This window comes from Reyranella sp. (assembly GCF_965227665.1).
Taxonomy (GTDB): Bacteria; Pseudomonadota; Alphaproteobacteria; order Reyranellales; family Reyranellaceae; genus Reyranella.
This window is the reverse complement of the sequence record NZ_OZ245767.1, coordinates 913,971-937,146: the sequence shown is the minus strand read 5'-3', so window position 1 is coordinate 937,146 and position 23,176 is coordinate 913,971. Positions and strand designations below refer to the sequence as shown.

Here is a 23,176-nt window from a genome sequence, read left to right as displayed (position 1 = left end):
ACCCATCGGACACGATTGGTGGGGCTTGGCCCGTCGCGTGATCGACAGGGGGGCCGCCTTCCTGTTCTTCGGTCTGGTAGGGGTGGCCGCCTTGCCCATGGGCGCCAACCGGGAGTGGGCTTGGGCACCGCTTTCTGTTTTGTTCGGCTTGATGGCGGTGCCCGTCGCGCTGGGCCTCGGCGCGCGCGACGGGTTTCGGATCGCCGTGTCGGAGCGTGGCCCCCTGCTGTTGCTGGTGTGCTGCTGGTTATTCTTCGCCAGCTTTGCGATCTGGCAGACCACGACGTGGACGCCGCTCACCGCCGACGCGTGGATGTTCGTGCGCGCCGCCGAAATCCTGGGCGAGGCCCATGCGCCCATTCCAGCGATCGCCGCCGATGCTGCCCGCAATTCCCTGCTGAAGTGCTTCACCTGTGCGTTGATCTTCCTGACCGCACGTTTGCTGTGTCGTGACCGCCTCAATGCCCGATGGGCGCTCGTGGCGCTCGTCGCAAGCGGCGTGCTGGTCGTGACTTACGGCATCGCGATGCAGGTTTCGACCAACTCCTGCTACCTCGGCAGCTATCTGCGCAAGCAATTCGAGTTCAACTCCGGCGACCGCTGCCTGATGGGCGGTACCTTTGTGAACAGCAACTCCTTCGCCTGTTACATGGGCATGTGCGTGGTGGGGGCCCTCGCCCTCCTCTTCGGAGGGGGGCGTCAGAAGGACCCTGTGACCTACGGATACCGCGAAGAGGAGGAGGTCCGCCTCATCGACTGGCTTACCATACCTCGCGTCATCCTCTTGTCGGGCTCGCTGCTGATGCTGGGCGGACTGCTGATCTCGGCGTCGCGCGCAGGAGCGGCCGCCTCGGTCGCCGGAATGCTTGCTTTCGGCCTGCTCATGGCGAGGGGACGCTGGAGGTCGCCCACCAGAGGGGGCGCGGTGTTCGTGCTGGCGGGTGCGGCCGTCCTGATCGTGGGGATCATCGCCGGCAATGCCTTGATCGCCAAATTCGCGGCAGCGTCCGACGATACTTCGCGGCTGCGCATCTGGTCCGCGGCGATCCAGGGCATTGGACTATCGCCGTGGCTGGGGTGGGGGCTGGGCGGCTTCGGCGACGTCTTCGCGCTCTTGCAGCCGTCCGATAGCCTTCAGCCCAATGACGTCGCCCATTCGACGCCGCTGGAAACCATCGTGGAACTGGGCGTGATTGCGGCCATCCCGGCATTTCTGGTGGTGTTGTTGCCTTGGGGTGTCTGCCTCCGCGGAGCGTTGAGGCGCCGGAACTCACGGCGTTACCTCCCTGCGGCGGCATTCTCTGCTGCTGCCGTCTCCATCCTGCACTCCCTTGTCGATTTCAGCCTTCAGATACCAGCCATTGGGTTCATGACGGCGGCACTGCTGGGTATGGGCTGGGCTCAGTCGTTCGGTCGGAGGGACGGTGTGGAGGTTCGGCTGGCGCCCCAAGCCTATTGACATAATAAGCATTTCAAATGCAATTATGAGTTCGGGTGCGCAAGGCCATGTGGGGGATTTGCGCGTAGAATAGTGGTGGATCTGGCCGTTTCTGAGGAAGCGGTTCGAAATCAATATTGGGAATCGGCGTGCAAAGAGATGTCACGGCCGGGGTTGGCGTGTCTTCCGACGATCGCCGGACGACCGCCACGCCGCGCATGCGGTCGGCGCCTCAGCGCTTCATCGAAACCTGGGTCGACGCGGCCCTGGGGTTTCTTTTCTGCGTCGTGCTGCCGATTCCGATCTATGCGAACGACGAACCCTTTATCGGCCCTTTCGACGCTTCGGAACTCACGATCCTCGTGACGGTCGTCGCTTACGGGACGGTCTGGTATTGCGCCCGCAGGCTCGAGGCTTTTCCCGGCGCCGGCCTCAATGTCGCGCACGTCGCCCCTGTGGCTATCATCACCTATGCGCTGATCGCCGCCGTATTGCTCCTCCTGCGCCTCGACTATTCGCGCGTCCAGCTGTTCGGAAGTGGCATCCTCACGGTGCTGTGGATGGCGGTGATCGCCGAACTTCGGGCGCGCTACCTCGTCCGCAACTACGCCGTGACCCCGCGGTCCGCAATTGCCGCGATGCCGAAGCTCCCGACATGCCGTTGGCTCGACTTCGACGATGTCCGTCGTCGCGGCCTTAGGGTCGATGCGATCGTGGCGGACCTTGGCGGTGAGCTCGAGGAGGGGACGCTCGCGGCACTGGCTGATGCTGCCATTGCCGGCGTGCCGGTGCTGGACAGGCGATATGTCGTGGAGACGATGACGGGCCGGACGCCGCTCAGCGGCCTGTCGCCCAACGAATTCGGCTCCCTCCTGCCGTCGCGCCAGTATCTGGTCGTCCGGCGAGCGATCGAATGGGGCCTGACCGTTCTCCTGTTGCCCCTGTTCCTGCCAGTGCTGGCGGTCGTGGCGCTGATCGTGCGGCTGGACAGTCCCGGGCCGGTCTTCTTTCTGCAGACGCGCATTGGCCGCCGGGGGCGGCCTTTCCGCATGATCAAGTTCCGGACCATGTTCGTCGGTGTGCCCGGGCCCAGTTTCACGACGTCCGCTGATCCGCGCATCACGCGCAGCGGGCATTTCCTGCGGATGTGCCGGCTCGACGAGTTGCCGCAGCTCTTCAACATCCTGAAGGGCGACATGAGTTGGGTCGGCCCCCGGCCCGAGGCGGCCTCGCTCGAAGAAGGCTACGTCCGCGACATCGAGTACTTCGCCCTGCGTGGCATCGTGCGGCCCGGCATTACCGGCTGGGCTCAGGTCAACCAAGGTTATGCCTACGAGGCCGACGCGATGCGGTCCAAGCTCGAATACGACCTCTACTATCTGAAGCATTGCTCGCTCTGGCTCGATCTGGTCATCGTGCTCAGGACCTTCGCCGTGGTGCTCCGCGGCACCGGCGCGCGTTAGGATCGGGCGATCATCATGTGCGGCATAGCAGGGATTCACGCCTATCTCGACGTGGCACCGCCGGTCGACCGGGGCGAACTCGTCCGCATGAACCAGCGCATGGTATCGCGTGGGCCCGATGGTAGCGGCCTGTGGCTGAGCGAGGAAGGCCGCACGGGATTTGGTCATCGCCGGCTGGCCATCATCGATCTGTCCGAGGGGGGCGCGCAGCCGATGTGCAGCGCCGACGGCCGGTTCACCATCACGTTCAACGGCGAGATCTACAATTATCGTGAGCTGCGCGCCGAGCTGCAGGCGGCGGGCCGCACATTCCGCAGTGAATCGGACACTGAGGTTCTCCTGCAGCTATACGGGGCGTACGGCGCGGCTATGGTCAGCCGGCTGCGGGGCATGTTCGCCTTCGGCCTGTGGGATGCAGGCAAGAGGACGCTACTGCTCGCGCGCGATCCGCTCGGCATCAAGCCGCTCTACTGGGCCGATGATGGCTGGACGCTTCGCTTCGCTTCCCAGGCCAAGGCGTTGCTGGCGGGCGGCGCGGTGTCGCGCGATCCCGACCCTGCCGGCATCGTGGGCTTCCATCTTTTCGGCAGCGTGCCCGAACCCTTCACGGTATGGCGCAGCATCCAGTCGCTGCCGGCCGGAACCACGCTCACCGTGGACGCCACCGGCCCCGGTATCCCGCAGCGCTACTACGACGTCGCGACCGCGCTGACTGAGCGATCGGCATCGACGGGCAGGGCGGAGGACGCGCGCGCGCGCATCGTCGAGGCGGTGCGCGATTCCGTTCGGCATCATCTCATTGCAGACGTACCGGTCGCGGTATTCCTGTCGGCCGGCATCGATTCCGGTGCGCTGCTCGGAACGATGAGCGCGCTCGGTGTACGCGACATCACCGCCGTGACCTTGGGGTTCCAGGAGTTCGAGGGACAGCCGCTCGACGAGGCGCCGCTGGCGGCGAAGGTCGCGGCGCAATACGGCGCGCGCCATATCGTGCGGACCGTCGGCCGGGCAGAGTTCGAGCGCGATCTGCCCGCCTTGCTGGACGCGATGGACCTGCCGACGGTGGACGGAATCAACACTTGGTTTGTCGCCAAAGCCGCGCGAGAAGCCGGGATCAAGGTCGCGCTGAGTGGACTGGGCGCCGATGAGTGCTTTGGGGGCTACCCATCCTTCACCGACGTGCCGCGCAGCGTTCACTGGCTGCGGCCGGTGTCCTGGGTTCCGGGTCTTGGGGCGCTGCTGCGGCGTGGTCTCTCGGCGGCGATGGCTGCCGGGTTGCGTCTGCATCCCAAGGCCGCCGGCCTCCTGCAGTATGGTGGCAGCTGGTCGGGTGCCTATCTTCTGCGGCGCGGCGTGTACATGCCATGGGAACTCGACGAGGTGCTCGATCCCGCGCTTGTTGAGGAGGGGATGCGTCGACTGGCGCCGCTCGGCCGCATCGCTGCGGCGATCAGGACCGGCCATGCGCTCGGCGACTTCGACCGGGTGGCTGCGCTCGAGACGTCGCTATACATGCGCAACCAGCTTCTGCGCGATGCGGACTGGGCGGGAATGGCTCATGGCGTCGAGATTCGGGTGCCGTTCGTCGACGCCTTCTTCCTGTCCGCGTTGCCCGCGGGACCGATGCTGGCCGGCGTGAATGCCAAGGACGCGCTTGCCAATGTCCCCGCACCGCCGCTCCCGGATGAGGTCCGTCACCGGCGCAAGACCGGTTTCTCGACACCGGTCGGTCGATGGCTGCGCGAGGCGAGTGGTGCGCCGCCGCAGCAGGGCATCGATCTTTCGGCGGCGTCGCGGGCATGGGCACGCGAGGTCTGGCGTGCCGGCTGGGCCGGGCCTGCCGTGGCATGAGCGACACGATGGGGTCTCGCATCCTGGCTCTCGTCGGCGACTGCTATGGCGCGCGCGGCGGCATCGCGCGCTACAATCAGGACCTGTTCGAGGCTCTCGCGGAAGGCCGCACCGAGATCCTGATCCTGCCACGCCATGGCGATGCGGGCGGTAAGGGGCTGCCGCCCGGCATGCGCCAGAATCCAGCGATCTTCGGGCGCCTGAGGTATTCGCTGGCGGCGATCGTCGCCGCCTGGCGCTTCCGGCCCTTCGATACCGTGTTCTGCGGTCACGTCTTCATGGCGCCGCTGGGCTTCCTGCTCGCCCGCATGTTTGGTGCACGTTACTGGGTGCAAGCTCATGGCACCGACGTGTGGAAGGACCGTCGTGGCTTGGTGCGGCGGCTTATCGAGTATGCGGACCTGGTGACGACCGTCAGCCGCGAGACGCGCCGCGTCCTGCTGGCCTGGGTCGACCTGCCGGCCGAGCGGGTGCGGGTCCTACCCGATACGGTACAGGACGTCTTCACCGCCGGACCGCCATCGCCGGCGCTGCGCGACAGGCTGGGGGTCGGCAAGGGCCCTGTCCTGCTGACTGTCGGGCGGCTTGCGGCGAACGAGCGCTACAAAGGCCATGAAGCGATCTTTGCCGTTCTTGGCGATCTGCGCGCGCAGTTCCCCGACCTGGTCCACCTCGTCGCAGGAGACGGCGATGACAGGCCTCGCCTCGCGGCGATCGCCGAACAGAGGGCACCTGGCGCCGTGCGCTTCCTCGGCTTCGTGCCCGATGCCGACCTTCCCGATCTCTATCGTCTGGCGGATCTCTACGTGATGCCGAGCACGGAAGAGGGCTTCGGGATCGTCTACCTCGAGGCGGCTGCCTGCGGTCTGCGGGTCGTGGGCGGCAAAGGCGGTGGCTCTGCCGATGCCATTCCAGACGAGCGAGTCGGCACCATTGTCGATCCGGCCGACCGGCCCGCGCTGCTGGCGGCGATCGTGCAACAACTGCACCGGGGCCGAGCCGATCCGGCGGCCGTCGAGCCCTATCGACGCGCCCATTTTGCCGCCGCCGCGCGCGCACTCTATGCTCGCTTGACGGCCCAACCGCGTCGTATGACTTCGGGCCTATGATTAGCACCGATCGCCCTTCCCAGCGGCTCATCCTCGAAGCCGGACGTGCCGACCGTCAGTATTGGAGCGACCTGTGGCGCTACCGGGAGCTGTTCTTCATCCTCGCCTGGCGCGACGTCTCGGTGCGCTACAAGCAGACGGTGATCGGTGTGGCCTGGGCCTTCGTCCGGCCGTTCATGACGATGGTCGTCTTCACGGTGGTATTCGGCCAGTTGGCAAAGCTGCCGACCGAGGGTAACGCGCCTTATGCGGTCCTGGTCTTCGCTGGCCTGCTTCCCTGGACACTTGCGACCTCGATCCTGACCGACGCGTCCAACAGTGTGCTCACGAATTCGCAACTCGTGAGCAAAGTTTACTTTCCGCGGATCATCATTCCCCTCTCCACGGTGATGGTCGCTCTGGTGGACTTCGGTGTCAGTCTCTTCATCCTGGCAGGCGTCATGGCGTGGTATGGAATGATGCCCGACTGGCACATCCTGCTGCTGCCTGTGTTTGTCGTGCTGGCGCTGCTGGTGGCCCTCGGCCCGGCGCTCTGGGCGGCTGCGACGATCGTCAAGTATCGCGACTTCCGTTTCGTCATCCCCTTCGTCGTGCAGATTGGGCTCTATGTCTCGCCGGTCGGCTTCTCCGCCAAAGTTGTGCCACCGGAGTGGCAGCTTCTCTACAGCATGAACCCCATGGTGGGTGTGATCGACGGCTTTCGCTGGGCCATTCTCGGTGGGGCCAGCCCGCTGCATCTGCCGGGTTTTGCCGTCAGCATGATGGTGGCCGGCGGGATGCTCTGGCTGGGCATTCACACGTTCCGCCGCACCGAGCGCGGCTTCGCCGATCTGATCTGAGCCATGTCCGACGTCGTCATCCGCGCCGAGAAACTCGGCAAGAAATTCATCATCGGGCATAAGCGCGAGTACTCCGCGATCCTGGGTGAGGCGCTGGTACGCAGCGCCCGGAGCCTGGTGCGTCGCGGCGCGGACATGCTGCGCGGTCGAGCCGTCATCGAAGGCGACGAGATCGAGGAATTCTGGGCGCTGCGCGACGTCGATTTCGAGATCAAGCGCGGGGAAGTCGTCAGCATCATCGGCCATAACGGAGCCGGCAAGACCACCCTGCTCAAGATCCTGTCGCGCATCCTCGAGCCAACGCTGGGGCGCGTCGAGCTCAACGGACGGGTCGCCAGCCTCCTCGAGGTCGGCACCGGTTTCCACCAGGAGCTGACGGGGCGTGAGAACATCTTCCTGAACGGCGCCATTCTCGGAATGACGCGGCAGGAGGTTCTGGCGCGCTTCGACGAGATCGTCGACTTCTCCGGCGTCGAGAAGTTCATCGACACGCCCGTCAAGCGCTACTCCGTCGGCATGTACATGCGGCTCGCCTTCTCCGTGGCGGCCCACCTCGAAACCGAAATCCTGTTCGTCGACGAGGTGCTGGCGGTCGGCGACGCGGAGTTCCAGAAGCGCTGCATGGACCGCATGTCCGCGGTTGCGAGCGCCGGACGGACCGTACTGTTCGTCAGCCACAATCTCGCAGCGGTGGCGGCACTCACCCGGCGCGGCATCGTCATGAAGGGAGGAAAGGTCATCTTCGACGGCGCGATCGACAGCGCTATTGCCCGGTATTCGGCTTCCTTGAGCAAGGGCAAGGTGGAGCGGGACTGGGGACGCGGTCACCATTCGGCGATCCTCTCTGCCGAACTGCTCGACGCACAGGGGCTGCCCACCGAATTCTATGAGCCGGGAACGCCCTTCAATCTTCGGATCGAAGTCGAAACCTCGGACATGCCTGGGCTGGCGCTCGAGCTGCAGCTTCGCGACGCAAACAACCTGCCCGTGGGGTTCTATTCTTCGACCATATTCTCCCAGAGGCCGCTGCCGAACCGCGGGCGCCATGTTTGCACGCTAAGTCTCCAGCCGCTGTTCCTGGCTTCGGGCGAGTACAGCTTCGACCTTTCGACGAATTCGCTCACCATCGTCGTCGACCACGCGGTCGCCAACGCAATTCCCTTCAGCGTTGCGGCTTCGAGCCCGGGCGGCATCGCCTACGACTTCAAGCAGAGTCTCGGGCAAGGCATCATTGCGATGCAACTCGCCTCGCCGCTCCGCATCGAGCCGAAATCGCCGGAGCTAGGCTGACCGCCGATCCAATGCGCCGCGCGGTTTGCATCGTGAGTCCCGGCAATCTCGCCTCCAATCCGCGGGTGTTGAAGGAAGCGGACGCGCTGCATGGCGCCGGCTACGACGTCACGGCGATTGTCTGCGATTATAACCAGGTGCTGCGGCAGGCCGACGACGAGATCGAAGCCGCGGTCCCGTGGAAAGTGATCCGGCTTTCCCGTTCGCGCGGTGAAGGTCTCAGGGCGCGCGCGTTCGAGCGGCTCGCCCGGCTTCTTTCGATCCTCCGCGTCCGGATACCTGTGAGCGTAGCGGCGCTGAGCGCCCGCACTCCGGTCGGCGCCCTCATGCGGCGCGCAGCCGAGGTGCCGGCGGATCTCTATATCGCGCATTATGTGGCGGCCCTTCCGGCAGTGGCGGGCGCCGCGCGGCGCCATGGCGCGCTCATCGGCTTCGACGCCGAGGATTTCCATTCGGGAGAGGGGACGGATGCGCCGGGCGATGAGTTCCGGATGAGGATGATCCGGACGGTGGAGCAGGCCATCCTGCCGTCGTGCGCGCACATGACGGCGGCCGCGCCGCTGATCGGCAGGGCTTACGCGGAGCGCTACGGCGTGGCGTGCCCGGCGACGGTCTTGAACGTCTTTCCGCTTGCGATGGCGCCGGCTCATCAACGGCGCGCGTGCACCTCCGAGGAAGCCGGGGCTTTGCGAGCCTACTGGTTTTCGCAGACGATCGGACTCGACCGCGGCCTGCAAGCGTTCATCAAGGCGATGTCGTTGACCAAAACGCGCGTGACGCTCGATATCCGGGGCAGCAATCGGTGGGGACATGGCGATGCACTCATCGCGCTCGCCGCTTCGCTCGGCCTCGGAGATCGGGTGCGGCTCCTGCCGATGGCGGCTCCTTCCGAAATGGTCCGGCTGGCGGCCGACTATGATGTCGGCCTGTCTCTGGAGACGGAGGTCAGCGAAAACCGTCGCATCTGTCTCACCAACAAGATTTTCACTTATCTCCTGGCGGGCGTGCCGGTGGTGATGAGCGACACGCCGGCGCAGAGGCTCCTGGCGCCGGACCTCGGCCCGGCGGCACGGCTCTGCAGCCTGGATGATCCGGCTGACCTGACCGTGACCCTCGACGAGCTTGCCTCGGCGGGAAGGCTGGCCGAGGCTTCGCAATTCGCATGGCGCCTGGGGCGCGAACGCTACAACTGGGATCAGGAACAGAACGTGCTGCTGCAATCAGTGGCCGCCGCCTTCGCGCGACGGGAGAGGGGGAACTGATGCGTCTTTTGCTGACGGCCGATCCCGAGATCGAAGTGCCGCCGCGTCTCTATGGCGGAATCGAGCGCATCGTCGATGTGCTGGTCCGCCGCCTGCGCGCCGCCGGCCATACGGTCGGACTGGTCGCGCGGCCCGGCTCCGAATGTCCCAACGACGCCTTCTTCCCCTGGCCGGGATCGAGTTCGTTGTCACGGCGCGACACGGTGCTGAACACGATTGCGCTTTCGCGGGCCGTGACGACTTTCAGGCCGGACGTCGTTCACAGCTTCTCGCGCATCGCCTATCTGCTGCCGCTCTTGCGCGGTCGGATCCCGCTGGTCATGTCGTTCCAGCGCGAGCCGACGCCTCGTACCGTCGGTCTCGCGGTCAGGCTGGGCGCTCCCGGACGCATCACCTTCACGGGCTGCAGCGAATACATCGCCCGGCGCGGCCGTGCGGCAGGAGGCGAATGGTACGGCATCCCGAACTTCGCCGATACCGTAGGGCTGACGCTCGGAGGCATTGTGGCGGACGACGCGCCGCTGGTGTTCCTCAGTCGCGTCGAGGAGATCAAGGGTGCTCACTGGGCCATCGAGATCGCGCGTCGCACTGGGCGGCGCCTGATCATCGCAGGCAATCATTCCGACCGCGACGATCCGGAGGGCCGCTTCTGGCGCGAGAAAATTGCGCCAGAGATCGGCAGGGGCGGCATCGAATATGTCGGGCCGGTCGACGACGTGCAGAAGAATGCCCTCCTGGGCGCCGCGCGGGCGATGGTCGTCCCTATCCAGTGGGACGAACCGTTCGGCATCGTCTTCGCTGAGGCTCTTGCCTGTGGTGCGCCCGTCGTCTCGTGTCCGCGCGGTGCGCTGCCGGAGATCGTCCGACCCGGGATCGATGGTTTTCTGATCGCCTCCATCGAAGAAGGCTGCGATGCCGTCGAGCGCGTCGGGGCGCTCGACCGGACAGAGTGCCGCCGTCGCGCCGTCGACCACTTCTCGGCCGATGCCGTGGTCAAACGTTACGTCGACCTCTATTCGAAAGTGCGCGCCCGTCTGGCGCGGTCATGACCCGGCGTCTGGCCCTGGTCAGCGGACACTTTCCGCCGAGCAATCTCGTTGGGGCGCAACGGGCTCGTCTGTGGTCGCGCTACCTGCCGGAGTTCGGCTGGGACCCGATCGTGGTCACCGGCGACCCGGCGCAGTACGAGGAACGGCCCGATCCCGATCTCGAGCGGCTGGTGGCTCCTGGTCTCCGAATCGTGCGTGCAAGGACCTTGTCGACCCATCCCGTCCGGCTGGTCGGCGACATCGGCATTCGGTCCTTTGCGGGTTGCTATCGAGCGCTGAGGGCGATGGCAAGGGCGGGCGAGATCGATTTCGTGATGGTCACGATCCCCTCCAATTTTCTCGCGCCGGTCGGCCGGCTTGTGCACCTGCGCACCGGACTGCCGTTCGGCATCGACTATCAGGACCCCTGGGTCACCCCCTGGACGGGCGAGGAGCGCCGCTTCAGTCGTGCCTGGGCTTCGAACTGCCTGGCCGAACTCCTCGAACCCTGGTCGGTGCGCGATGCCGCGCTGATCACTGCCATGGCACCCGGCTATGTCGCCGGCATGCTGGCCCGAAATCCCGAGGTCGCGGCGCGATCGGAGCTGGCCTACATGCCGATGGGCACGGCGCCGGAGGACTATGAGCTCGTAAGCTCCCTCGGGCGTGCACCCTTCCTGTTCGATCCCGCGGACGGACGCTTGCACATGATCTATGCCGGTGCGTTGTTGCCGGCAGGACTCGTCGTGCTCGATGCTTTCCTCGCTGGATTGCAGCGGCTGCAACAGACGGCGCCGCATCTCGCCGCGAGGCTTCGCGTCCATTTCGTAGGCACGGGCAGCTCACCCGACGATGCCAATGGCCATCGCGTCCTGCCGCGCGCTCGGGCGGCGGGCGTCGAGGAAATGGTGGACGAGCATCCGCATCGCATCGGCTATGTCGACACGCTGAATCATCTGATGCATTCGAACGCCGTACTGGTCCTGGGGTCGACCGAGCCGCACTACACGCCGTCGAAAGTCTTTCAGGCGATGCTCTCCGAGCGGCCGGTCTTCGCACTGCTCCACCGCGACAGTACGGCAGTGAGCATGATCCGCTCCGCTCGCGTGGGAGAGGTGTTGGCCCTCACCGAGGCGGAACTGCCGGCACCGGACACGGTGGCGCAAGCCCTTCGGGATTTCCTCGATCGTCCGAGCTATCAGCGGGCCTTGGTCGATCGGAGCGTCTTCGAGGGATACTCGGCGCGTGAATCGACGCGACTGTTCGCGGAAGCGCTGGATCGCGCCTGTGCCCGGACGGTGCGCTCATGAGGCGGCGCATCGGCTTTCTCGTCAGTCATCCGATCCAGTACTACGCGCCGATTTTTCGCGACCTCGCACGTCGTTGCGACCTCACCGTATTCTTTGCCCATCGGCAGGATGCGAGCGGGCAGGGGCAGGCGGGTTATGGCGTCGCCTTCGACTGGGACGTCGATCTCCTTTCCGGCTACGAGAGCCATTTCCTCGCGAACGTGGCGGCAACGCCATCGACTCAGACGTTTTTCGGCTGCAGCACGCCCGAGATCGCCGACCGGATTGCAGCCGGCCGTTTCGATGCTTTCGTCGTGCCCGGCTGGTCACTGCGCTCTTACTGGCAGGCGGTGATGGCGTGCCGGCGCGCCGGTGTTCCGGTGTTGGTGCGAGGCGATTCGCAGCTCGCAGGGCAGCGAGGCGGGGTCGTTGGAAGGGCCAAGGGCGTGATCTTTCCGCATGTACTCAGGCGGTTTGACGCCGGCCTCTATGTCGGTCGGCGCAATCGCCAGTATCTCGAACACTACGGCGTTCCGTCGAGCCGCCTGTTCTTCTCGCCCCATTGTGTCGATAACGACGCCTTCGGGAAGGCAAGCGGGGCGTCGCGCGATCGCGCCACCGAAGGCCAGTGCGGCGGCCGCCGGCGCGTGCTGTTCGTCGGCCGGTTGGTAGAGAGCAAGCGGCCGATGGACCTGGTCGAGGCCGCAGCGCGGCTGGCCGCGCAGCGACGGCCCGTCGAGCTCGTCATCGCCGGGGCAGGGGACCTGCAGGAGCCAATGGAAGATGCTGCCCGTGCCAGCAGAGTCGATGTACGATTCCTCGGCTTCGTGAACCAGAGCAAGTTGCCGGCCGTCTATGCTTCGGCTGATGTTCTCGTCCTGCCGTCTATCGCCACGGAGACCTGGGGGCTCGTGGTCAACGAGGCGATGGCATGCGGCATTCCGGCTGTCGTTTCGGACGCAGTGGGATGCGGGCCCGATCTGATTCAGCCCGGCATGACGGGCGCGGTTGCCCCACTCGGCGACACAGCTGCGCTGGCGGCGGCCATCGATTCTGTCCTTGCTTTCGATCGTGCCGCCACGGTCCGGGCGCTCGAGGAGCGAATAGCTTTTTATTCCCCCGCGCGGGCCGCCGATGGTGTCCTCGAAGCCGCCGATTTTCTCGTCGGCGCGAGTCGGATAGGTTGACGACGTGACCGATATTTCCGTCATCATTCCAACCTACAACCGCCTTTGGTCGTTGCCCCAGGCCGTCGAATCGTGCCGCTCGTCGGCGGCGAAGGTGGAAATCGTCGTCGTCGACGACGGTAGCACTGACGGAACCTGGGACTGGCTGCAGGCGCAGCGGGACATCGTTGCCATCCGGACCGACAACTGGGGCAAGGACTGGGCGGTGGAGACGGCGCTCGAGCAGGCGCGGGGCGAGTTCGTTCGTTTCCTCGATTCCGACGACTGGCTTCGCCGGGACACCAACGAGCGTCAGCTTGCGCTCGCCCGGGAGACCGCCGCCGACCTGGTCGTCGCTGGCTACGAGGATTTCGACGATGAGAGCGGAGAGTCCAGGATCAACGCCTGGGAAGATTGCGATGACTTCGTCGCGCAGCAACTGGGCGAAGGATGGTCGTCCCATTACTCTGCCTTCCTCTTTCGCCGCAGTCTGATCCAAGGCATTCCCCATCGTCAGGACTTTGCGTTGCGCGACGACCGGTTGTTCATTCTGGAAGTCGCGATGCGCACGCCGCGCCTGGCCATCGATCGAGAACCTGCGTTCGTCCATCGCCGGCACACGGGTGAGCGACTGCAGCGCACTGCGGGATTCGCGCGCGACCTCGGCTATTGGACGCATATTTCGATCTACCGCAAGATACTCGGGTTGCTCGAACAGCGTGGCGAACTCACGCTCCGCCGTAAGCGCGCGGCCGTCCGCATGCTATGGCCGAGTGTGCGCACATTCGCGCGGTCCTATCCGAGGGACGCCGCGGAGTTGTTCAAATGGATCAAGCGCCTCCATCCGGAGTTCGTTCCGCCCGAGCGGCCGGCGGTCACCCTCGGCTATAGGACTCTGGGCTTCGCGATGACAGAGCGGTTGCTGGCTCTCAGGGTCTGGAAACGATGACGCAGGCGGCCGGCAGGTCCACGGACACGATCGAACGAATGCGCGTCGTGCAATGCGCCGGTTTCTACTTTCCCGAATCGACCGGTGGCACGGAGGTCTATGTACGCGATCTGGCATCCGTGCTGGGACAGGATTCGATCGAAAGCACGATCGTCTCGGTGACGGACGGTGAGTACGCGACGTACACTTGGAACGGTGCGGATGTCGTTCGCTATCCGGTCGACGCGACCAGGACCGGGGCTGGCGGCGGGAGCGGCCGCACCAAGTTCCAGCAGATCGTCGAGGCCGCGAAGCCGGATCTGTTTCACCTCCACTCGTGGACCAGCGGCGCGGGGCTGGAGCATCTCCGGCAAGTCGCGGAGCTGGGGATTCCCTGTGTGGTGACCGTGCATGTGGCGTCGCCGATCTGCATGCGAGGAACGATGCTGCTCTACGGCGAACGTCCGTGCGATGGCCGTATCGACGATCGCCGCTGCGCGCGGTGCTGGGCGCTCGAACGGGGCCTGCCGGCGCCCGCTGCCTGGCTGTTGTCGTACATGCCGATGTTGGACCTGATTGGAGCGGGCGCGTCGCGCGTGTCGCGTCGCGCCGCGACGTTGCTGTCCGCTCGGGCGGCGGCGGCGAGACAGGCTCGGCACCTGCGGTCCATGGCGCAACTCTGCGAACGCATCGTCGCGCCGAGCGAGTGGGTGCGATCGGCGCTTGTCGAGAACGGCATTTCGCCAACCAAGGTCATGCTATCCGGTCAGTCAGCAAGCGCCGCTTTTTTCGACCGCAAGGCGCGCCCGCTGGCCGGTCGCGGCCGGACCGAAACGGTTATCGGCTTCCTCGGCCGGCTCGAGCGTTACAAGGGTGCGGGTCTTCTGGTGCAGGCGCTCGCGTTGCTTCCCGACGATCTGCCGCTGCAACTCCGGATCGCGGGCGTCGGCGCGGATCCTCACTTCACGAGTTTCATGGAGGCCGCTTCGCGCAAGGATTCGCGCATCCAGCTGGTAGGCCATGTCGACCACGAGCGCGTGCCGGGATTTCTCGGGGACATAGACGTGTTGGCGGTTCCGTCGCAGTGCTTCGAAACCGGCCCGATCGTGGTGCAGGAAGCACGCGCGCTGGGCATCCCGGTCATGGGGGCAGACCTCGGGGGCATCGCCGAACGCATCCATCATGGCGTGGACGGATGGCTGCTGCCCTTCGATGATCCAAAGCCGTGGGCGGAGGCCATCAGGGTCGCCGCCACGGACCGTGCCGAGGTTGCACGGCTTTCCCGCAACATGCATCGCACCAGATCCGTCGAGGACGTTGGCGCAGACATGGCGGCGCTCTATCGCGAAATCCTAGGCAGGCGCACCGCGACAGACCAAGTTGATGCAAGCCTGAGGTGGACCGCATCTCCCTGATCGGGACGCGCCGGGATTCCCTCAGCCGTTTCGCCTGTTTCTTGCAACTTCTATGCTATCAGTTGCCGAGACACATCCCCTTCAGCAGTCAGTGGACCAGACGTTGCGCCTCCTTCACGTGGTTCCGACCTATTTGCCCGCGGTCAGATATGGCGGCCCGATCCGTTCGGTTCATGCTCTCTGCCGGGAGCTCGCGGCGGCCGGTCACGACGTACAGGTCTTCACCACAAGTGTGGACGGTCCGTCCGACAGCGACGTCCCGCTCATGACGCCGGTCGACATGGAGGGCGTGAAGGTCACCTACTTCCCGAGCCGCCGCTTCCGCAGACTCTACTGGTCGCCGCCGATGGGGCGCGCTCTTGCCGAATCGACGGCGGTCTACGACGCCGTGCATCTGCATTCGGTGTTCTTGTGGCCGATCCTCGCCGGCGCCCGTGCTGCCCGCGCCCATAACGTTCCCTACGTGATCTCGCCCCGCGGGATGCTCGTGCCCGAACTGATCCGCCGCAAGAGTCGGTGGGTGAAGGAGGCATGGATTCGCCTGTTCGACCGTCACACTCTCGAGCGTGCGGCCGCCGTCCATGCGACTTCGGCCATCGAGGCCCAGCACATCCGGAGCTTCGGCTGGCGTCTGCCTCGGATCGCGATGATCCCGCATGGTGTCGACGATCCGCCACCACCCTCGGATGCACCGCTGTCGCCCGACGTGGCCTCGGCGATCTCTGGAGGTCCGATGGTCTTGTCGTTCGGGCGGCTCAGCTGGGAAAAGGGGCTAGACCGGGTGATCGCAGCCTTGGTGGAGGCCCCTCATGTGCGGGCTGTCATGGCCGGCGACGATGCGCAAGGCCATGCGGCGTACCTCGCTTCGGAAGCGGCCCGACTGGGGGTTTCCGATCGCGTTACGATCATCGCGCGTCACGTCTCGGGCAGGGACAAGGAAGCGTTGTTTGCGTCGGCACGGCTCTTCGCAATGACATCGCTGTCGGAAAACTTTGGGATCGCCGCGTTCGAGGCGATGCGTCGCGGGCTGCCCGTCCTTGCAACGCCCGACGTCGGCATGTCGGAGATCGTCCGGGAAACACAGGCGGGCATGGTCGTCGAACCGACGCCTGCCGCCATTGCCGCGGGCCTGCGGGCGATGTTTGTCGACCCCCAACTCTGTTGCCGGCTGGGCGAGGCGGGGCAGCGGCACGTTATCGACCACTATGGCTGGCCGGCCGTGGCGGGCAGAATGGCAGATCTCTATCGCTCGATTGCCCATGCGGCCGCACCGCGAGGCGCCGCATGACGGATCTGCTGGACCTGAGCCCGTTCGATCAGACGAAGGAACGCCGCATCGTCGTCATCGCGGACTGGCTCCCGCCGGATTTCGGTGCCGTCGGACAATACATGCAGATGCGCGCACAGGCGCTGGCGGAGAAGGGACACATGGTTACCCTTGTCGGGTTGACGTCGGGGGCCGCGACCAAGGTCCATCGGGAAATCGGTATGGGATCGCTGACCGAGATCCGCCTGTCGACGCGACCGGTCCCGCGGCATTCGCTGCTGGGCCGCATGCTTTGGACGATCTTTACGAACCTGCGATTGCTGATCGCGGCGTTCGGCCCGCTTCGGGCAGCTCACGGGATCCTCTTTACCGGCTCGCCACCCTTCCTGATCCATCTGTTGGCGCCTTTGAGACCGCTGTGGAGGGGACGACTCGTGTACCGCATCACCGACTTCCATCCCGAATGCCTCATCGCGGCGCGCGACAGATCCTCCCGTGCCTTGAACCTGTTGCTGCGCATGACGAACTTCTGGCGACGACGCGTCGACGCTTTCGAGGTCCTGGGTGAGGACCAGCGACGGCGCCTCGAAGCCACGGGCATCGCGGCAGAGCGGGTCGCGCTGGTCAGGGACGGTTCGCCGGTGGTTTTTTCGTTCGACGATCCCGTTGAACCGCTGCCCGCGGACCTCGCCGGGAAGTGCGTGCTGCTCTATTCGGGAAACTACGGCGTTGCCCACGAGGTCGAGACCGTCGTGCGGGGCTATGAACTGCACCACCGCGAGGGCAGTGGCCGCGTCGGACTCTGGCTCAGTGCGACAGGAGCCGGCGCCGACGAAATCGCGGGGCGCCTGCGCAGCGCCGGCCTGCCGCTTCATCGATCTGCGCCCGTGCCGTTGAAGAAACTGTCTGGGTTGCTGCGGGCGCCTGCAGCTCATCTCGTGACGTTGCGCGATTCGTTCGTCGGCTACGTCATGCCCTCAAAGATCTACGCATGCCTGGAATCCGGAAAGCCGATCGTCTTCGTTGGGAGCGCCGATTCCGACGTTAATCTGCTCGCGAGGTCGGATCCTGCGGGGTATTTGCGCGTAGACTGCGAAGATTTTCGCGGATTTGCGGCGGCCCTCGAGAAACTGGCGGACCGGGCGGCGCACGCGGCCTAACGAGTCTTATCCACTGAAATTGCTGGGATCGGCGGCAAACTCGCCGCCGCGCTCATTATTGCCTCAAAAATGCAGTTTTCTAGTGCGTATTTCGGCCGACACGCCGTTTAGGTGGTGCAGTCGGATTCCCGCGGGGGCGAGAGGCGGGGGGCACTTCCAAGCGTCGCGTAATGGGAAGTTGAGGCCCGAGTGAGTAGAGGACTTGGCTTTTTGCACTGTTTTGGCTACTTATTTGTTTCAGATTGGGTGGGACCGATCTGAACGCTTCGATGCTTGTGGGTAGTGCCTCCAGAAGGCGGCCGTGCCGCCTCGTCGGCGCGTGGGATGGGTGGACAGTATGTTCAAGTTTGCACTCTGGACGCAGGGATTTGCAGCGGCATCGGCTCTCCTTTGGACCGTGAGTGCTGTTGCCCAGGTTCAGCCCGCAGCAAGCCCCGATAAACCAGGCGCTGGTCCGGCGCAGGGAGCAGGTCCGATGGCGGGGGCAGGCCCCGCCACAGGCGCCGGATTGGGCTCGGGCGCCGAAGGAGGATTCGTTCAGGCGCAGCGTGGACCGCTTCAGGGGGGCGGACCGCTTCAGGGCGGTGGCCCGCTACAGGGGGCCGGTCCGATCCAGGCACCAGGCCCCCTCCAGGGCGACGGCCCCCTGCAAAGCGCCGGTCCCATGCAGAACAACGGTCCCCTTCAGAACTCCGGTCCGCTGCAGTCTGCTGCACCTCTTCAGAATACAGCTCCGGACGGCGGCCTCCCTGGCGGATTGGGGAGCTTGGGAATGAATTCCGATCCCCTGATGCCTTCACCGAACGATCAATTTTTCGCCGGCGGTTACGGGCCGGTCGGCGGTCCGACCATGCAGCAGCTGATCGCTGAAAGGCTGGGAGTGCCCGGAGGGGTCTCCGGTCCAACTCTCGTGAGCATGGTGAACACGTTGACCCCGCCTGATCCGTCGCCGCCGGTCACTCCTGTGGTGAATCCGCCGGCCCCTCCGATCCCGGTGACGCCCGGGCCGCTCCCGCCTGTGATCTATGATCCATCTCCACCGCAGCAGCAGAGCCCCCGGTAGCTGCTACGAGTGTTCAAGGGAAGGTTTGTTCTCCCAGCCGACACTCGGAGCGGTACCTGGATGGCCCAGAGCACCCATGACAATTAGTGCGCATAGATCGCGACTGATCTGGTCGCCGCTTGCCGGCTGGGTTTTGCTGGCATGCGGAGGGTCGATTGTCCATGCGCAGTCCGAAACTTCGTCGCCGGCTGCGCAGATCCTCCTTGAGCAGACGCCGCTGGTCGACCTACCCGACCTGCCGATACCGATGGTCGGACCGGTCATCGATCGTAACGAGATCGGCATCGCGGTCGGCGCCTTCACGCTGTACCCGACCCTGGAAGTCCAGGGTGGATACGACAGCAACGTATACGCGACCACGATGCCCGCAGTCGGTTCTCCCTTCACCTTCATCAAGCCCTTCGTGGAACTGAAGTCGGAGTGGTTGAACCATTCGTTCCGCGTGGTTGCCGGCGGCGGATTTGGCTTCTATTCCAACGCGACCAGCCAGAACTTCTGGAATGGCTATGCCATCGCCGATGGCCGGCTGGACATCCAGCGGGATTTCTTTGCCACCGCGCTGGTGGGCGTCCGCCGCCAGACGGAAGCCCTGGGTACCCCGAATACGGTGATCGCGAGCTCGCCGACCGTCGTCGACTCGATTCCCATCGAGTTGGGCCTCTATCAACGGTTCAACCGTTTCTTCTACGATCTCAAGGCATCGGCGACGCGCTATCGGTATTCCGACAACAGCATCATCTATGATGGGTCGCTGCCGGCGGCCAGCCGCAACAGGACGGAATTCGAGGAGCGCGTGCGCTTCGGCTACGAGATCATCGAGGACGTCGACGTCTGGGTTTCCCCCGGTCTCAATCAGCGAATCTACGAGCAGTTCATAAATGCCTACGGGCAGGAGCGTGATTCCACGGGCTGGTTTCTCAACTTCGGCGCGACCGTCAGGTTCACGGAGAAAACCAGCCTGGAGGGGTATGTTGGATACACGACACAGACCTTTATCGCCGATGGAGCTGCCACGCCGGCCGTCAGTTTCGGTCTCATCGGGACGTGGAACGGATACGAGCCGTTGACCATCCGGCCGTCGTTCATCCGATCGATCAACGAATCGGCCTACAGCAACTATCAGAACTACGTGTCGACGACCCTCGGCATCGATTTCACCTACGATATCCACGACGCGTGGCAGTTGGTCGGCGGTACCGGATACAACATCGCGCAGTACTCGCCCGTGCCCGGTTCGGGTGTCGGTCCCCGCACCGACTACTTCTGGCGCGCCTCGCTCGGGTTGCTGTATTCCCTGCGACCCCAAGTGCAAATCGGCCCTCTGTACGAACATTCCACCGGCTCGTCGACGGACGTGGCGAGCGGCGGGCCGTCGTATACGCGTGATGTCATTTCCATTCGTTTGGTTGCAAAGCGGTGATCCGGTGAATATGCGCAGTTTCATTTCCCGCTGTCTCGGTCCGCTCTTCGTGGCAATGGCGCTCACCGTAGGTGCCTGCGGCCCGCAGCCGCCCATGTCGACCATGACCATTCAGCAGCCTTCGCTGGGAACGCAGAACCTGCGTCTCGGCGAGTATCGGGTTGCGCCTGGTGATCGTTTGCGCGTGACGGTGCTCTCCGACACGGAACTGTCGGGCGAGTACGAAGTCGATTCCACGGGGATGATCTCGCCGCGCATGGCGGGCCGGGTAATCGTGCTCGGCATGTCGACGCCGGAGATCGAGACGATGCTGGCAGATCGCTATCGATCGGGCGGCTATCTCCGCAATCCGCGACTTAGCGTCGATCTGGTGTCACGGCGTCCGTTCTACATCGTCGGGGAGGTCACTCGTCCGGGCTCGTTCCCCTATGTTTCCGGTATCAACGTCGTCCAGGCGGTGGCGATTGCCGGCGGATACACGCGGCGCGCGTCGAAGACGCGCATCACGATACAGCGTTTCAATGCGCAGCAGGGTCAGGAAGAGACGGTTACGGAAGATACCCCGGTGGGGCCGGGCGACATCATCCGCGTGCCGGAGCGTTGGTTCTAGAACTAGCATTAGTCAGTTGGCGTAGGACTTGGGGATGGGCGGTGTGGGACCGCCCGTCGTTCAGTGGGATGGATCGCTCGGGTCTCGAGGCGGACCGTATTGGCATTCCGCTCGAATGGGTGTCGTCGCGAGTCATGGTTTTCGCGGAGTGAAGTGGGATGGGATCGTTGCCGAGGGCAAACCACATTGTGGATGAGCCCAACCAGAACCGAGTCACGTCGACGCAGGAGCCGTTGCTTCCTGCTGTGCGGCCCGCCGAAACTCGCGATGAACTGTGGGATTGGCTGCGGCTGCTCAACCGTCGCAAGGCCTTGATTCTGGGATGCGGGCTCATAGCCACGGCGCTCATGGCGCTGGTCATCGCCCAGGCGACGCCTCTCTACAAGGCGACCTCGCGAATCATGCTCGATACGCGCCCCACCAAGGTGGTTGGTACCGAGGCGGCGCTCTCGGGCATCGATACACTCAACATGGGTGCGATTCAGACCGAACTCGAAGTCATCCAGTCCGAATATCTTATCGGCCAGGTCGTCGACCGGCTCGGGCTTGCGAACAATCCCGATTTCAATGGCACCAAGCCACCGGGCTTCGTCCAGACGGCGTTGCAACCTCTTCGCGATCTGTGGAGCACCGGTATTTCGACGTTGCTGGCACCTCCACCCAGGCCGCAGGACGCGGCCGCGGCCACTGCGCCGGTGCGTTCGGGACGGCCGGCAGAGGACGATGATCCGCGTCGCCGTGCCGCGATCGGCGCCATCGCCAATCACCTGAGCGTCACACTGCTCGGACGCACCTTCGTGATCCTGATCACCGTCGAGAGCCCGGACGACTCCCTATCACCGCGTATTGCGAACGCCATTGCCGAGGCCTATCTCGCCGATCAGGTGGCCACCAAGAACGAAGCGAACCGCCGGGCCACCGAGTGGCTCGAGCAGCGGCTGGGTGAGCTCCGCCGCAACCTGCAGATCGCGGAAGAGGCGGTCGCGGCGTATCGCCGTGACAAAGGGCTCGCGGGCAGTCCCGAGGGCGCCGTCTCCACCCAGACGCTGGCCGATCTCAACGGTCGCTATACGGCCGCCAAGGGGCGACGCATCGAGCGCGAAGGGCGTTTGATCGCTCTCAGCAAGGCGAGCCTCAACCCGGGCGAACTCGCCAACATCCCGGAAGTGGCGGGTAATACGACCCTGGCGGCGCTGCGAATTCAGGATGTCGAATTGACCCGTAAGAGCGCCGAACTTTCCTCACAGCTCGGCGAGGCACACCCGAAGATCCAGCAGGTGCGAAGCGAACTGGCGTCGATCCGGGCGCGCTTCATCACCGAGACACAGCGCATCACGCTGGCGGTCCGCGCCGAGCTCGATGCGGCGGCCTCGGAGGAGGCGGAGCTCAAGGAACTGGTCGACAAGGCGGCGGTGATTTCGGGCACGGCAAGCCAGTACGAGGCGGAACTGAAGCAACTCGAGCGCGAGGCGCAGTCCAATCGGACCCTGTATGAGACGTTCCTGACCCGCTTCAAGGAACTGCGGGAGCAGCAGGATATCCAGCGCGCCGATGCCCGTATTCTTGCGTATGCCCACGCTTCGGGGGCGCCCTCCTCGCCGAACTACAAGAGCGGCCTGATGATGGCGTTCATGATCGGCTGTCTGCTCGGCATGGCTGGCGCGATGGCGGCCGAGAAGCTTGATCGCGTCTTCCGCTCGGCCGCCCAGATCGAGGAGGCCACCGGTGTCGGTGTTCTCGGCATGGTGCCGGAGGTCAAGGGACCGGCGGCGGCGCGTTCGAATGTCGTGTCGCACGTGCTCGAGAACACCACGTCCCCGGCGGCAGAGGCGGTGCGGGCCGTCTTCACCGCGATCAGCCTCGGCAGCCTCGACCGGCAGCCAAGGGTGATTGCGATCACCTCGTCCACGCCCAGCGAAGGCAAGACGACGTTCGTCGCAGCGCTGGGCGGCCTCCTCACCAAGATGAACTCGTCGCGCCGTGTATTGATCGTCGATCTGGATCTTCGGCAGGCCCGCCTGTCGGCAGCGCTCAGTCTCACGGATCGCGGCGGCACGATCGATGAGTACCTGATGGGTATGAAAACGCTGGAAGAGTGCACGCGACGGCACGACCTCTCCGGTGTGGACTACATCTGCGCCCGGCCAAACACGCCGAACGCCCCCGAAATCCTTGAGTCTATGGCCATGAAGTCCGCCCTCGGCGTCTTCGTGGAGCGCTACGATCTCGTCATCCTCGACGGTCCGCCGTTGCTGGCGGTGTCAGACGCGCGCATCATCGCGCGCCTCGCCGATTACACCGTGTTCATCGTGCAGTGGGCGAAGACACCGCGCGAGGTCGTGAAGACGGCGATCTCGGCGCTGCTGAACGTCACCAATCATGTCGGCATTGTCATCAATCGGGTGAACCTCGCCAAGCATGCCCGTTATGGCTATGGCGACCATGGCGACTACTACTCGCGCTACCGCGGCTACTATGGCGCTGGCGCCGATATGCCGTCGGACACCGCCGCCCGTTCGTCGATCAATCTGGGTCGGAAGGCCTGACCCGAGCGGCCCGTTTGTCGCCGGCCACCCGT

At 64.9% G+C, this 23,176-nt stretch carries 17 protein-coding genes; all 17 read left to right on the top strand.

Annotation, left to right across the window (positions count from 1 at the left end; genetic code table 11):
* Window positions 1-25: 25 nt before the first annotated feature.
* The 17 genes from ACO07I_RS04475 to ACO07I_RS04395 all read left to right on the top strand — a co-directional run bounded on the left by ACO07I_RS04475 (window position 26) and on the right by ACO07I_RS04395 (window position 23,144).
* Entirely contained in the window at window positions 26-1,459 is a 1,434-nt protein-coding gene (locus ACO07I_RS04475; protein WP_422014730.1) for an O-antigen ligase family protein, read from the top strand.
* 128 nt (window positions 1,460-1,587) lie between these two features.
* On the top strand, window positions 1,588-2,901 hold the full coding sequence (locus ACO07I_RS04470; RefSeq protein ID WP_422014728.1) for a sugar transferase: 1,314 nt from the start codon (window positions 1,588-1,590) through the stop codon (window positions 2,899-2,901).
* Between the two features lie 15 nt (window positions 2,902-2,916).
* A complete protein-coding gene (gene asnB, locus ACO07I_RS04465; protein WP_422014726.1) occupies window positions 2,917-4,752 on the top strand; it encodes an asparagine synthase (glutamine-hydrolyzing) in 1,836 nt (611 codons plus the stop codon).
* 8 nt (window positions 4,753-4,760) lie between these two features.
* Window positions 4,761-5,861 (top strand): glycosyltransferase family 4 protein, encoded by a 1,101-nt coding sequence (locus ACO07I_RS04460; RefSeq protein WP_422014724.1) that lies wholly within the window; start codon window positions 4,761-4,763, stop codon window positions 5,859-5,861.
* Window positions 5,858-6,700, top strand: coding sequence for an ABC transporter permease (locus tag ACO07I_RS04455; protein ID WP_422014722.1), 843 nt, complete (start codon window positions 5,858-5,860; stop codon window positions 6,698-6,700). The genes ACO07I_RS04460 and ACO07I_RS04455 overlap by 4 nt, the downstream gene beginning before the upstream one ends.
* Window positions 6,701-6,703: 3 nt before the next feature.
* Window positions 6,704-7,990, top strand: a complete 1,287-nt coding sequence (locus tag ACO07I_RS04450; RefSeq protein WP_422014720.1) for an ABC transporter ATP-binding protein — start codon at window positions 6,704-6,706, stop codon at window positions 7,988-7,990.
* A gap of 32 nt (window positions 7,991-8,022) precedes the next feature.
* A complete protein-coding gene (locus ACO07I_RS04445; RefSeq protein WP_422014718.1) occupies window positions 8,023-9,252 on the top strand; it encodes a hypothetical protein in 1,230 nt (409 codons plus the stop codon).
* Entirely contained in the window at window positions 9,252-10,301 is a 1,050-nt protein-coding gene (locus ACO07I_RS04440; RefSeq protein ID WP_422014716.1) for a glycosyltransferase, read from the top strand. Before ACO07I_RS04445 ends, ACO07I_RS04440 begins: the two co-directional genes overlap by 1 nt.
* The gene (locus tag ACO07I_RS04435; RefSeq protein WP_422014714.1) at window positions 10,298-11,590 is read left to right on the top strand and encodes a hypothetical protein; all 1,293 of its coding nucleotides are present in this window, start codon (window positions 10,298-10,300) and stop codon (window positions 11,588-11,590) included. Before ACO07I_RS04440 ends, ACO07I_RS04435 begins: the two co-directional genes overlap by 4 nt.
* Window positions 11,587-12,756, top strand: coding sequence for a glycosyltransferase family 4 protein (locus ACO07I_RS04430; RefSeq protein ID WP_422014712.1), 1,170 nt, complete (start codon window positions 11,587-11,589; stop codon window positions 12,754-12,756). Before ACO07I_RS04435 ends, ACO07I_RS04430 begins: the two co-directional genes overlap by 4 nt.
* A gap of 4 nt (window positions 12,757-12,760) precedes the next feature.
* On the top strand, window positions 12,761-13,684 hold the full coding sequence (locus ACO07I_RS04425) for a glycosyltransferase family 2 protein (RefSeq protein WP_422014710.1): 924 nt from the start codon (window positions 12,761-12,763) through the stop codon (window positions 13,682-13,684).
* Complete coding sequence (locus ACO07I_RS04420) at window positions 13,681-15,078, top strand: glycosyltransferase (protein ID WP_422014708.1); 1,398 nt, start codon at window positions 13,681-13,683, stop codon at window positions 15,076-15,078. The genes ACO07I_RS04425 and ACO07I_RS04420 overlap by 4 nt, the downstream gene beginning before the upstream one ends.
* Window positions 15,079-15,169: 91 nt before the next feature.
* Window positions 15,170-16,366, top strand: a complete 1,197-nt coding sequence (locus ACO07I_RS04415) for a glycosyltransferase (RefSeq protein ID WP_422014706.1) — start codon at window positions 15,170-15,172, stop codon at window positions 16,364-16,366.
* The gene (locus ACO07I_RS04410) at window positions 16,363-17,505 is read left to right on the top strand and encodes a hypothetical protein (protein WP_422014704.1); all 1,143 of its coding nucleotides are present in this window, start codon (window positions 16,363-16,365) and stop codon (window positions 17,503-17,505) included. Before ACO07I_RS04415 ends, ACO07I_RS04410 begins: the two co-directional genes overlap by 4 nt.
* A gap of 1,139 nt (window positions 17,506-18,644) precedes the next feature.
* A complete protein-coding gene (locus tag ACO07I_RS04405) occupies window positions 18,645-19,988 on the top strand; it encodes an outer membrane beta-barrel protein (RefSeq protein WP_422014702.1) in 1,344 nt (447 codons plus the stop codon).
* Between the two features lie 94 nt (window positions 19,989-20,082).
* Window positions 20,083-20,598: a polysaccharide biosynthesis/export family protein gene (locus ACO07I_RS04400; RefSeq protein WP_422014700.1), complete on the top strand. Its 516-nt coding sequence runs from the start codon at window positions 20,083-20,085 to the stop codon at window positions 20,596-20,598.
* Window positions 20,599-20,756: 158 nt separating this feature from the next.
* Complete coding sequence (locus ACO07I_RS04395; RefSeq protein ID WP_422014698.1) at window positions 20,757-23,144, top strand: GumC family protein; 2,388 nt, start codon at window positions 20,757-20,759, stop codon at window positions 23,142-23,144.
* Window positions 23,145-23,176 lie beyond the last annotated feature (32 nt).